General features: G+C 62.7%; 11 protein-coding genes. 10 read left to right on the forward strand and 1 reads right to left on the reverse strand.

Annotated features, from left to right (window positions below):
* Positions 1–318: 318 nt before the first annotated feature.
* The 7 genes from C8K58_RS15490 (at position 319) to dacB (ending at position 7,783) form a co-directional block, all read left to right on the forward strand.
* Positions 319–744 carry a hypothetical protein gene (locus tag C8K58_RS15490; RefSeq protein WP_133822123.1) on the forward strand — a complete coding sequence of 142 codons (426 nt, stop codon included), beginning with the start codon at positions 319–321 and terminating at the stop codon, positions 742–744.
* 208 nt (positions 745–952) lie between these two features.
* The gene (locus tag C8K58_RS15495) at positions 953–1,588 is read left to right on the forward strand and encodes a response regulator transcription factor (RefSeq protein ID WP_027604701.1); all 636 of its coding nucleotides are present in this window, start codon (positions 953–955) and stop codon (positions 1,586–1,588) included.
* 96 nt (positions 1,589–1,684) lie between these two features.
* Positions 1,685–2,155: a nuclear transport factor 2 family protein gene (locus tag C8K58_RS15500; RefSeq protein WP_027604700.1), complete on the forward strand. Its 471-nt coding sequence runs from the start codon at positions 1,685–1,687 to the stop codon at positions 2,153–2,155.
* Positions 2,156–2,191: 36 nt separating this feature from the next.
* Positions 2,192–2,467 (forward strand): GIY-YIG nuclease family protein, encoded by a 276-nt coding sequence (locus tag C8K58_RS15505; protein ID WP_027604699.1) that lies wholly within the window; start codon positions 2,192–2,194, stop codon positions 2,465–2,467.
* Positions 2,468–2,542: 75 nt separating this feature from the next.
* Complete coding sequence (locus C8K58_RS15510; protein ID WP_027604698.1) at positions 2,543–3,478, forward strand: glutathione S-transferase family protein; 936 nt, start codon at positions 2,543–2,545, stop codon at positions 3,476–3,478.
* Positions 3,479–3,587: 109 nt separating this feature from the next.
* Positions 3,588–6,005, forward strand: coding sequence for a TonB-dependent receptor (locus C8K58_RS15515; RefSeq protein WP_027604697.1), 2,418 nt, complete (start codon positions 3,588–3,590; stop codon positions 6,003–6,005).
* A gap of 332 nt (positions 6,006–6,337) precedes the next feature.
* A complete protein-coding gene (dacB, locus tag C8K58_RS15520) occupies positions 6,338–7,783 on the forward strand; it encodes a D-alanyl-D-alanine carboxypeptidase/D-alanyl-D-alanine-endopeptidase (protein ID WP_027604696.1) in 1,446 nt (481 codons plus the stop codon).
* A 1-nt stretch (position 7,784) separates the two neighbouring features.
* Here dacB and C8K58_RS15525 read toward each other — a convergent pair whose 3' ends face one another.
* A complete protein-coding gene (locus C8K58_RS15525) occupies positions 7,785–8,564 on the reverse strand; it encodes an IclR family transcriptional regulator (RefSeq protein ID WP_027604695.1) in 780 nt (259 codons plus the stop codon).
* Between the two features lie 120 nt (positions 8,565–8,684).
* Here C8K58_RS15525 and hmgA point away from each other — a divergent pair, with 120 nt between their 5' ends.
* Genes hmgA through maiA form a run of 3 tightly spaced genes read left to right on the forward strand, consistent with a single transcriptional unit; the run spans position 8,685 to position 11,909 of the window.
* The gene (hmgA, locus tag C8K58_RS15530) at positions 8,685–9,968 is read left to right on the forward strand and encodes a homogentisate 1,2-dioxygenase (RefSeq protein ID WP_027604694.1); all 1,284 of its coding nucleotides are present in this window, start codon (positions 8,685–8,687) and stop codon (positions 9,966–9,968) included.
* A gap of 3 nt (positions 9,969–9,971) precedes the next feature.
* The gene (gene fahA, locus C8K58_RS15535) at positions 9,972–11,258 is read left to right on the forward strand and encodes a fumarylacetoacetase (RefSeq protein ID WP_027604693.1); all 1,287 of its coding nucleotides are present in this window, start codon (positions 9,972–9,974) and stop codon (positions 11,256–11,258) included.
* Between the two features lie 12 nt (positions 11,259–11,270).
* Positions 11,271–11,909, forward strand: a complete 639-nt coding sequence (gene maiA, locus C8K58_RS15540) for a maleylacetoacetate isomerase (RefSeq protein WP_027604692.1) — start codon at positions 11,271–11,273, stop codon at positions 11,907–11,909.
* Positions 11,910–11,918: the final 9 nt, after the last annotated feature.

Here is an 11,918-nt window from a genome sequence, read left to right on the forward strand (position 1 = left end):
TTGGGGGTGGCGGCAATTTAGCCGGGGGGAGTGGCGGGGGAAATACAACTATTACGACAATCGGAGTAGTCAGTATTTGAGTGCAAGTTCGTGGGAATTAATGTTTTGGATTGTAGGAAAGTTGGGTTTTTCGTAGTTGTTGTATCGTCTTTTCCCTGTCCGCAAGGCTATTCATTGTTGCTTATGACAGTCACATGAGTGCCATGGGGATGTTGCACGCTGTTCGTTGATTTGGCTGTTGCAGCTTCCCGCTCCTGTTCAAGTGGATGTTGATGAACTCATGGGCTGAGCAATCAATGTAAGCACAGTGAGGTGACCATGGTGACAAGGGTATTTTCCAAGCGAGTACCTGTCCTGAAGTTGGCACCCTCACCCTTGCCACCGTTGGTGGAGGAGCCGGTTCGTCGTCCAGGCGCGATTGCATGGCCGACGCGAGCCAGCCTGATCGAGATTTTCGGCAGTGATGAGATGGTGAATCGGGCGGTGGCCAGCCTGATTGAGGAAGCACGGGAAGACGATGCCTGGCTGGACCTGGCGCAGGCCCGCGCCGATGGGCCCTTGCTGGTGGAGCGATTGCACCGTTTGGTGGGCAGCCTGGCCTTCGTCGGCGGAGTCGACCTGGAGCGTTGCGGCGAGCAGTTGATTGCGCGGGTCCAGGCCGATGGTGTGGTGGCGAATACGCCGCAGTTGCAAGCCTTCCAGCGCAACTTGCGGGGGTACATGGCTTATCTGAGCCGGTTATGAGTCTTCGGGACTCAAAGGTTTGTAGGAGGTTATTACTGTGGGTTGGAAGTTTTGGGTGTAGGTAATTTCTTTTTATTTTGTAGGCGTAAAGTTGCCATCTATCAAACGCTGGGCGCGGTCCGGAACCGGCTGCATCGAGTGGTTGTTGAGACAAGAGGACACAGGTATTTTTGCGCCAATTCCAAGTTGCCATCATTCGTGGGTATTTATGTTGCGTGTAATTATTGCCGACGATCATCCCATTGTGCGCATCGGGCAACGGGTGGTGATTGAGGCGGGCGGTAGATGCACAGTGGTCGGTGAGGCCGACGGTCCCGATGAATTGCTCAAGTTGCTGGGCAGCGTGGCGTGTGACGTGCTGGTGACTGACTTCGCCATGCCCGGCGGCCAGCAGGCCGACGGCTACGGACTGCTGGGGCTGTTGCGGCGCCAGTACCCGACTTTGCCGGTGATTCTGGTCACCATGTTCGCCAATGTGGCGACGCTGCGTGCGTCCTTTGCCCACGGGGCACGGGCGATTGTCGCCAAGAGCGCCTCGGCCCGGGAGCTGCCCACCGCTATCGCTACAGTGACCAGGGGCGAGACGTTTGTCAGTGAATGCCTGCGCGCGCAGTTGGTGGAGGCGGGCACCGGCGATCAGTTGCAACAGCCGCAGCTGTCCAGCAAGGAGCGCGAAGTGGTCAGGATGCTGGCCAGCGGCATGACCGTCAGCCAGATTGCGGCCCGGGTCAATCGCAGTATTTCCACGATCAGCAAGCAGAAAAGCACGGCCATGAGCCGGCTGTGCATCTCCACCGATGTGGACCTGTTTGCCTACGCCCGCAGCTGCGGCATGGTGCCGTAGCGCCGGGTGGGGCATTCCCGGTGTAAATGGCGATAGAGTTTTATCGGCGCCCGGACTATCTTGGACGGCTTACAACCCCTGGTCTGGAACCTGCCCATGAGCGACGCACACAACGCCCTGATCACCGAGTTCTACAGCGCTTTCCAGCGGCTGGATGCCGAGGCCATGGCGGCCTGCTACACCGAGGATGTGCTGTTCAGCGACCCGGCCTTCGGTGAGTTGCGCGGGCGTAACGCCGGCGATATGTGGCGCATGCTCACCACCCGGGCCAAGGATTTCTCCCTGACGTTCGACCATGTGCGCAGCGATGAAACCACCGGCAGCGCGCATTGGGTCGCGACCTACCTGTTCAGCGCCACCGGTAACACGGTGGTCAACGATATCGGCGCGCGGTTTGTGTTTCGTGATGGCAAGATCTGCGAACACCACGACCACTTCGATCTGTGGCGCTGGTCGCGCCAGGCCCTGGGCCTCAAGGGCCTGTTGCTGGGCTGGTCGCCGGCCCTGAAAAACGCCGTGCGTGCCCAGGCGCTCAAAGGCCTCAGGGCATTCCAGGCCGGTCGTTGATAAGCTTGGCGCTCTTCTGGTTTACCGAATCGACCCGTGACTGATCCTTCTGAACCCAAACCCTGGTTTGTGTACCTGGTACGCGCCGCCAATGGCGCGTTGTATTGCGGCATCAGCAATGACCCGGTGCGCCGTTTTGCCGCGCATCAGAGCGGCAAGGGCGCACGGTTTTTCCTGTCCAGCCCGGCGGTCGCGCTGGTGTACACGGAGCAATGCGCGAGCAAGGGCGAGGCGTTGCGCCAGGAGCGCTTGATCAAGAAGTTGAAGAAAAGCGCCAAGGAGTGCCTGGCCGCAAGTGGCTCATTGATTTGACTGATGGGTTCCCATCGTCCCCGCCCGGGGTTTTGCAGGCTAAGCTAGCCGCTCACCTATCGAGCGGAGCCTGGCATGTCTGAGTTGATTCTCCACCATTACCCGCAGTCCCCTTTTGCTGAAAAAGCCCGCCTGATGCTGGGCTTCAAGGGCTTGTCCTGGCATTCCGTGCGCATCTCGCCGGTGATGCCCAAGCCTGACCTCACCGCCTTGACCGGCGGCTATCGCAAGACGCCGGTGCTGCAAGTCGGTGCCGACATCTACTGCGACACCGCCTTGATCGCCCGACGCCTGGAGCAGGAAAAATCCGCCCCGACGCTGTTTCCCCAAGGCCTGGAACTGGTTACCCAAGGCTTCGCCGCCTGGGCCGACTCGGTAGTGTTTTCCCATGCCGTGGCGCTGGTGTTCCAGCCTGAATCCCTGGCCGTCAAATTTGCCAAGGTACCGCCGCAAATGCTCCAGGTGCTGGTGACTGACCGCAGCAAATTGTTCAGCGGTGGCACCGCCGCCCGCTTGCAACTGGACCAGGCCAAGCATCAATGGCCGGCGATCATCCATCGTATCGATCAGCAATTGCAGCACCCGACGGGGGACTTCCTGTTTGGTGAACCGTCGATTGCCGACTTTGCCCTGGCCCATCCGCTGTGGTTCCTCAAGGGCTCATCGGTGACTGCGCCGTTGGTGGATGCGTATCCCGCTGTGGCGGCGTGGCTGGACCGCGTACTGAGCTTTGGCCATGGCACTGCCAGTGAGATCAGCGCCGAGCAAGCGCTGGAAGTGGCGCGTAACGCTACGCCCACTGCGCTGTCCGATGAGGTTTTCGAGGACTTGAACGGCTTCAAACCCGGCCAGCAGGTGACCATCTCGGCCACTGACTACGGCACCGACCCCGTGGCCGGTGAACTGCTGTTTGCCGGGCGCGAAGAGCTGATCCTGCGTCGCACCGATGAACGCGCCGGCACCGTGCATGTGCATTTCCCACGCTTGGGTTTTTGCATTCAGGCGCAATAAATAAAAATATTTGCAAATAAAGGTGAGGTAAACCGTCAGTCCATCCGTGTAGTGCTTGAAACTGCGATCTATTCGCATTAACAGCGTTTTCTACACGGGTTCTCACAGCATGAAGTCGACGGCGGGCGGTTTGGTTAAACAGTGGCTGGGAGCCTCGGTATTGGCGGTGTCGGGGCTGGCATTGCTGCCCCTCGGCGTGGCGCAGGCGCAGGAGCAGCAAAGCGCCCGGTTCACCTTTGCCCTGGCTGCCAAACCGTTGCCCCAGGCCTTGAGCGATTTCAGCCGGGTCACCGGGATCAGCGTGATCTACACCGATGAAGCGCCTTACGGCCTCAGTGCGCCGGCGGTCAGCGGGCAAATGAGCGCGACCCAGGCCCTGCAACGTCTGCTGGGCAACTCCGGTTTCACTTTCCGCCAGATCGATGCCCGCACCCTGGCTCTGGAACCCGTGCCCACCGAGGGCGCGCTCAACCTCGGCGCGACCACCATCAGCGGTGTCGGCCAAACCGAGGACAGCACCAGCTACCAGCCCCCGCCCACCAGCTCGGTGATGCGTTCCCGCGCGTTGCTGCTGGAAACCCCGCAGACCGTCAACGTGGTCCCCGCCCAAGTGTTGCGCGACCAGACCCCGCGCAACCTGGATGACGCCCTGGCCAATATCAGCGGCATTACCCAGGCCAACACCCTGGCCAGCACCCAGGACGCGGTGATGCTGCGCGGCTTCGGCGATAACCGTAACGGCTCGATCATGCGCGATGGCATGCCGGTGGTGCAGGGCCGGGCGTTGAATTCAACCGCAGAACGGGTCGAAGTGCTCAAGGGCCCGTCGTCGCTGCTGTATGGCATCCAGGACCCGGGCGGCGTGGTCAATATCGTCAGCAAAAAACCGCAACTGACCCAGGCCACGTCCCTGACCGTGCGCGGCTCGACTTTCGGGGATGGCAAGAACGGCAGCGGCGGCAACCTCGACACCACCGGCCCCATCGGCGATTCGGGCCTGGCCTATCGCCTGATCGTCGACCATGAAGACGAAGACTACTGGCGCAATTTCGGCACCCACCGCGAGTCGCTGGTGGCGCCGTCCCTGGCCTGGTACGGCGATACCACCAAGTTGTTGTTCGCCTACGAACACCGCGAATTTCTCTCGCCGTTCGACCGCGGCACGGCCATCGACAAGTCCAACCACCCGCTGGACATCCCCGCCACTCGCCGTCTGGACGAGCCGTTCAATAACATGGAAGGCCGTTCCGACCTGTACCGCTTTGAAGCCGACCACGATTTGAACGACGACTGGAAAGCCCACTTCGGCTACAGCTGGAACCGTGAAACCTACGACGCCAGCCAGGTGCGCGTCAGTGCGGTGAACACCAACGGCACCCTGACCCGCAAGATGGACGGCACCAAAGGTGCGATCACCACCGACCGTTTCGCCACGGCCAGCCTGGAAGGCAAGGTCAATGTGCTGGGCATGCAGCATGACCTGGTGTTCGGCCTGGACGACGAGTACCGCAAGATCTACCGCGCCGACCTGATTCGCCAGAGCTCGCGCGGTACCTTCAACTACAACAACCCGGTGTACGGCAACGAAGTTGCGGGCACCACCGTCAGCGCCGCCGACAGCGCCCAGACCGACCTGCTGCGCAGCGATTCGCTGTTCTTCCAGGACGCGATTCACCTGACTGACCAGTGGATCTTCGTGGCCGGTGCGCGCTATCAGATGTATGACCAGTACGCCGGCAAGGGCGTGCCGTTCAAGGCCAACACCGACGGCAACGGCCAGGCCTGGGTGCCGCGTGCCGGCCTGGTGTACCGCTACACCGATGAGTTGTCGTTCTACGGCAGCTACACCGAGTCGTTCAAGCCCAACTCCACCATCGCCCCACTGCTTAATGGCAGCACGTTGACCGGCGACCTCACGCCGGAGGAGTCCAAGTCGTGGGAGCTGGGCGCCAAGCTCGACATCCCCGGGCGCATCACCGCCAGCGCGGCGTTGTTCACTATCGACAAACGCAATGTGCTGGTGTCGGTGGGCTCCGGCGCCAACACCATCTACAGCATCGCAGGGCAGGTGCGTTCCCGTGGCCTGGAACTGGACGCCAGCGGCCAGTTGACCGACAAGTGGAGCCTGATCGGCAGCTACGCTTTCACCGACGCCGAAGACATCAAGGACAACGACCCGACGCTGGAAGGCAACCGTCTGCAAAACGTGGCCAAGCACACCGGCTCACTGTCGGTGGCCTACGACTTCGGCAACATTTTCGGCGGCGATCAGTTACGCGTGGGCACCGGTGCGCGCTATGTCGGCGAGCGCGCAGGCGACGCCGCCAACGACTTCAACCTGCCGGGCTACACCGTGGCGGACGCCTTCGCCACGTACGACACCAGGATCGACGGGCAGAAGGTCAAGTTCCAGGTCAACGTGAAGAACCTGTTCGACCGCGTCTACTACACCTCGGCGGCCAGTCGCCTGTTTGTGTCCATGGGCGATGCGCGGCAGGTATCGGTGTCCAGCACCCTGGAGTTCTAAAACCTGGCGGGCTCCCTATGGCAAGTGTGCTCCTTGTGGTGGGCAGGCTTCCTCTGGTAAGCGGGCCTCCTGTGGTGAGCGGGCTTCCTCTGGTGAGTGGGCTTCCTGTGGTGAGCGGGCTTCCTCTGGTAAGTGGGCTTCCTGTGGTGAGCGGGCTTGCCCCGCGTTGGGCTGCGAAGCAGCCCCAAAACAGACTCTGCGGTGCTCCTGAAAAAACACGACGGCATCAGTAAGGGCGGCTTCGCCACCCAACGCGGGATAAGCCCGCTCGCCACAAAGGTACGGAGCTGTTAGCGTTGCGGCCACCCATGGCTTTGCGGAACACGTTACTGATGCATTTTGGAAGATGGCTGCACCTGCTGTGCCTGAGCGTTTTACTGGGCGGCTGCGCGAGTGTTTCGCAGCCATCCACGCCTTCAACCCTGGATCAGCTGCTGGCCGATCCTGTCCTCAACGGCGCCATGGTCTCCGTCATGGTGCGCGACGCCCGCAGCGGCAGTACCCTCTATCAGCACAACCCGCGCACCCGTCTGATTCCGGCTTCCAACCTCAAGTTGCTCACCACCGCTGCGGCGATGGATGTGCTGGGGCCGCACTACCGTTTTTCCACCCAGCTGTTGAGCAACGGCACCCAGCAAGGCGAGCGCCTGGCCGGTAACCTGTACCTGCGTGGCTTGGGCGACCCGACCACGCAATTCGCCGATTACCAGGCATTGGCGGCCCAGCTAGCGAGCCGGGGCGTGCGCCAGGTGCAAGGCGACCTGGTGTTCGACGACACCTGGTTCGATGCCGAGCGCCTGGGCGTGGATTGGGCGCAAGACGATGAGAGCACCTACTACGGCGCGCAGATTTCGGCGTTGACGGTGTCGCCGAATGCGGATTTTGACGCAGGCACCTTACTCGTCACGGCAAAGGCTCCCGTCGCCCTCGGCCAGCCAGTGAACGTGGTGGTGAGCCCGTCCACCGACTACGTGCAACTGAGCAACCGTGCCGTCAGCGGCCCCGGCAACAGCTACGCCATCACCCGCCAGCACGGCACTAACCTGCTGCAACTCAGCGGCGCGCTCGCCCCGGGCAAGCAAAGTCGGCAGTGGGTGAGTGTGTGGGAACCGACGCAACTGGTGGCCAATCTGTTTGAGCAGGCGCTGGCGCAGCAAGGTATCCAGGTGCTCGGGCGGCGCGTGATCGGGGGGGCCAGCCCTGGGACGGCGACGGTGTTGGTCGAGCATCAATCGGCGCCGTTGCAGGACTTGATCACACCGCTGCTCAAGCTCTCGAACAACAACATGTCCGAAGCCCTGCTCAAGGCCATGGGCCGCAAAACCGCCAACGCGGGCACTGCGACAGCGGGCGTGGCGGCGGTGGCGGCGTTCATGCAGCGCCAGGGCCTGGCCCCGGCGACGCTCAGCCAGGTAGATGGCTCAGGCTTGTCGCGACGCAACCTGGTGTCGGCGCAGAACCTGACGGACCTGCTGCTGGTCACCGCCAGGCAACCCTGGTTCGACGCCTGGTACAACGCCTTGCCGATTGCCGGCAATGCCGACCGTATGACCGGCGGCGGCCTGCGTTATCGCCTGCGCGGGACGGCTGCCGAAAACAACCTGCACGCTAAGACCGGCTCCATGGCCGGCGTATCATCGTTGAGCGGCTATATCACCGATGCCGAGGGGCGACGCCTGGTGTTTTCGATAATCAGCAATAACTACCTCAGTGACGCAGCCCCTGTCCGCGCCCTCGAGAACCGCCTGGCGCTTGCCCTGGCCCAGTGGCACGACTAGTTCAGGGCTGGTAACCCATCCGCCAACTCACGGCTCGGGTCGCCGCCAGCAAGCGTTGCGCCGCCGGGCCATCTTCGTCGGCGTGGAACAGCGAGGTGGGGCCGACCACGGTCATCACCGCCGCCACGTGCCCGACCGCGTTGAATACCGGTGCCGACAGCGCATCCACCCCCGGCATCAGCAGGCCATGCACAAAGTGCAGGCCACGGTTGCGGATTTGTTCGCAGGTGGTGGCGTAAGCCTGGTCGTCGGCGAGGGCATGGGCGGTGCCGGCCTGGATTTCACGCTCACGCAACTCGACGGTTTCCCGCGACGGCAGGAAGGCACTGAACACCAACCCGGTGGATGAACTGAGCAGGGGCAACACCGAACCCAATTGCGTCACCACTGTCACGGCGCGCACGGCCGGTTCGATCTGCACCACCGTCGCGCCCTGGTTGCCCCATACCGCCAGGAAGCAGGTTTCATTCAACTCGTCGCGCAGCTCTGCCAGGGGCATCGCGCCGACTTTCAGCACGTCCATGCTGCCCAGCGCGGCCAGGCCCACGCGCAACGCCTCGCGTCCCAGGCCGTAATGGTTGGTGGCGGCGTTCTGTTCGGCAAAACCCGAGGCGATCAGCGCCTGTAAATAACGGTGCACCTTGCTCGCCGGCATCTGCACGTGGTCGGCCAGCCGCGACAACGACGTGGAGGGCGACAGTTCGGCCAGGGCCTTGAGGATATCGGTGCCCACTTCGGCCGAGCGGACTTTCTGTTTACCGGTGTCGCGGGGCTTTTCCATGGAGGGGCGAGAATCCGAGAGATGAATGGGCGTCTTTATAGCTTGACGGTCGATAGTGATCAAATTACGTTATGCGTAACTGGATTACGATAAAAACAACTTCCGCCCTGAGGATGATCCATGAACCTCGAATACCTGTCGGGCTTCGGCAATGAATTCGCCAGCGAAGCCCTGCCCGGCGCCTTGCCGGTCGGCCAGAACTCCCCGCAAAAAGCCCCCTACGGGCTGTATACCGAGCTGTTTTCCGGCACCGCCTTCACCATGGTACGCAGCGAAGCCCGCCGCACCTGGCTGTACCGCATCCAGCCATCGGCCAATCACCCCGCGTTTATCAAGCTGGAGCGGCAGCTGGCCGGCGGTCCGTTGGGCGCGGTGACGCCCAATCGCTTGCGTTGGAACCCGTTGGATATTCCGAGTGAGCCGACAGACTTTATCGACGGCCTGGTCGGCATGGTAGCCAACGCCGGGTCGGAAAAACCCTCGGGCATCAGCATCTATAACTACTGCGCTAATCGCTCCATGGACCGCGTGTTCTTCAATGCCGACGGCGAGCTGTTGATCGTCCCCGAGCAGGGCCGCCTGCGCATCGCCACCGAACTGGGGGTGCTGGACGTCGAGCCGCTGGACATTGTGGTGTTGCCCCGTGGCCTCAAATTTCGTGTCGAGCTGCTGGATGCACAGGCGCGCGGTTACGTCGCCGAAAACCACGGCGCGCCCCTGCGCCTGCCGGACCTGGGGCCTATCGGCAGCAACGGCCTGGCCAATCCGCGTGACTTCCTCACCCCGGTGGCCCACTACGAAGACCTCAGGCAACCGACCACGCTGGTGCAGAAATTCCTCGGTGAACTGTGGGCCTGTGAGCTGGACCATTCACCGCTGAACGTGGTGGCCTGGCACGGCAATAACGTGCCGTACAAATACGACCTGCGCCGCTTCAACACCCTTGGCACCGTGAGCTTCGATCACCCCGATCCGTCGATCTTCACCGTATTGACCTCGCCCACCAGCGTGCACGGCCTGGCCAACCTCGACTTCGTGATCTTCCCGCCGCGCTGGATGGTGGCCGAGAACACTTTCCGTCCGCCGTGGTTCCACCGCAACCTGATGAACGAATACATGGGCCTGATCCAGGGCGCCTACGATGCCAAGGCCGAAGGCTTCCTGCCCGGCGGCGCGTCGCTGCACAGTTGCATGAGCGCCCACGGCCCGGACGGCGAGACCTGCACCAAGGCCATCAACGTCGACCTGGCACCGCACAAGATCGATAACACCATGGCCTTCATGTTCGAGACCAGCCAAGTGCTGCGTCCTACTCAGTTCGCCCTGGAGTGCCCGCAACTGCAACCTTCCTATGACGCGTGCTGGGCCTCGTTGCCCGTCACCTTCAACCCGAACCGGAGATAACCCATGACGCAGCCAACCCTTACCCGCAGTTGGGTAGCCTCCGCCAATGGTCACCGCGATTTCCCCCTGCAAAACCTGCCGCTGGGCGTGTTCAGCATCAACGGCTCGGCCCCGCGCAGTGGCGTGGCGATTGGCGACGCGATCCTCGACCTGCACGCCGCCCTGGATGAGTTTGAGGGCGAAGCCCGCCGCGCCGTTGACGCGACTGCGGGCGGCCAGCTGAACGCCTTTTTCGAGCTGGGCCGTGGCCCGCGCGTGGCCTTGCGCGAGCGCCTGCTGGAACTGCTTGCCGAGGGCAGCAGGCTGCAGGCCCGTGAAGCGCAGGTGCTGCACCGCGCCGCCGATTGCCAGATGCACCTGCCGGCGAAGATCAACGACTACACCGACTTCTACGTCGGCATCGAGCACGCGCAAAACGTCGGCAAACTGTTCCGCCCGGATAACCCGCTGCTGCCGAACTACAAGTACGTGCCGATCGGTTATCACGGCCGCGCCTCGACCATTCGCCCCTCGGGTGCCGACGTCCGTCGCCCCAAAGGCCAGACCTTGCCGGCTGGCCAGACCGAACCAACCTTCGGCCCCTGCGCACGCCTGGACTATGAGCTGGAACTGGGCATCTGGATCGGCCAGGGCAATGCCATGGGCGACTCGATTGCCATTGGCGATGCGGCCGAGCATATCGCCGGTTTCTGCCTGCTCAATGATTGGTCGGCGCGGGACATCCAGGCCTGGGAATACCAGCCGCTGGGGCCGTTCCTGTCGAAGAGCTTTATCACCAGCATTTCACCGTGGGTGGTCACGGCCGAAGCCCTGGAACCGTTCCGCAAAGCCCAGCCGGCGCGGCCCGAAGGCGATCCGCAGCCACTGCCGTACCTGCTGGATAAGCGTGACCAGGCCGCTGGCGCCTTGGATATCGAGCTTGAGGTGCTGTTGACCACCGCCGCCATGCGCGAACAGAACCTGCCGGCCCATCGCGTGGCCCTGAGCAACAGCCTGCATATGTACTGGACCGTCGCGCAATTGGTGGCGCACCACAGCGTCAACGGCTGCCAACTGCAGGCCGGTGACCTGTTTGGTTCGGGCACCTTGTCCGGCCCTGAAGCCGGGCAGTTCGGCAGCCTGCTGGAGATGACCGAAGGCGGCAAGAAGGTCATCGAACTGCCTTCCGGCGAAGTGCGCAGGTTCCTTGAGGACGGTGACGAGGTCATCCTGCGCGCCCGTTGCAACCGTGAAGGCTTCGCCTCCATCGGCTTCGGCGAATGCCGTGGCACCGTGGTCGCGGCGCGCTAGGAGGGCAGGGCGATGGAACTCTATACCTACTACCGCTCTACGGCGTCCTACCGGGTGCGCATCGCCCTTGCGCTCAAGGGCCTGGATTTCACTGCGGTGCCCGTCAACCTGCTGGTGCCGGCGGGTGGCGCCAATCGCCAGCCCGAATACCTGGCCATCAACCCCCAAGGTCGTGTGCCGGCCTTGCGCACCGATGACGGCGAGCTGCTGATTCAGTCCGCGGCGATCATTGAATACCTGGACGAACGTTATCCACAGGTGCCGCTGCTTTCCAAGGACATGGCCACCCGTGCCCATGAGCGCGCAGTGGCGTCGATCATCGGCTGCGATATTCACCCATTGCACAACTCCAGCACCCAGAACCTGTTGCGTCAGTGGGGACATGACGAGGCGCAGGTGCTGGAGTGGATCGGGCATTGGATCAGCCAGGGGCTGGGGGCGGTGGAACAGTTGATTGGCGATAAGGGCTATTGCTTCGGCGAGCAGCCGGGGATGGCCGATGCCTTCCTGATTCCCCAATTGTATGCGGCGGAGCGCTTCAAGGTGCCGTTGGGGGCGTATCCACGCATCGGCCGGGTGGCGGCGTTGGCGGCGCAGCATCCGGCATTTATCCAGGCCCATCCTGCCAATCAACCCGACACTCCTGAGTGATCGTGCCCG

The sequence above is a fragment of the Pseudomonas sp. GV047 genome, from assembly GCF_003058245.1.
GTDB lineage: Bacteria > Pseudomonadota > Gammaproteobacteria > Pseudomonadales > Pseudomonadaceae > Aquipseudomonas > Aquipseudomonas marginalis.

Coding starts and splice junctions, on each gene's coding strand:
- C8K58_RS15490 (WP_133822123.1), top strand. CDS start 319: ATGGTGACAAGGGTATTTTCCAAGCGAGTACCTGTCCTGAAGTTGGCA.
- C8K58_RS15495 (WP_027604701.1), top strand. CDS start 953: ATGTTGCGTGTAATTATTGCCGACGATCATCCCATTGTGCGCATCGGG.
- C8K58_RS15500 (WP_027604700.1), top strand. CDS start 1,685: ATGAGCGACGCACACAACGCCCTGATCACCGAGTTCTACAGCGCTTTC.
- C8K58_RS15510 (WP_027604698.1), top strand. CDS start 2,543: ATGTCTGAGTTGATTCTCCACCATTACCCGCAGTCCCCTTTTGCTGAA.
- C8K58_RS15515 (WP_027604697.1), top strand. CDS start 3,588: ATGAAGTCGACGGCGGGCGGTTTGGTTAAACAGTGGCTGGGAGCCTCG.
- dacB (WP_027604696.1), top strand. CDS start 6,338: ATGCATTTTGGAAGATGGCTGCACCTGCTGTGCCTGAGCGTTTTACTG.
- C8K58_RS15525 (WP_027604695.1), bottom strand. CDS start 8,564: ATGGAAAAGCCCCGCGACACCGGTAAACAGAAAGTCCGCTCGGCCGAA.
- hmgA (WP_027604694.1), top strand. CDS start 8,685: ATGAACCTCGAATACCTGTCGGGCTTCGGCAATGAATTCGCCAGCGAA.
- fahA (WP_027604693.1), top strand. CDS start 9,972: ATGACGCAGCCAACCCTTACCCGCAGTTGGGTAGCCTCCGCCAATGGT.
- maiA (WP_027604692.1), top strand. CDS start 11,271: ATGGAACTCTATACCTACTACCGCTCTACGGCGTCCTACCGGGTGCGC.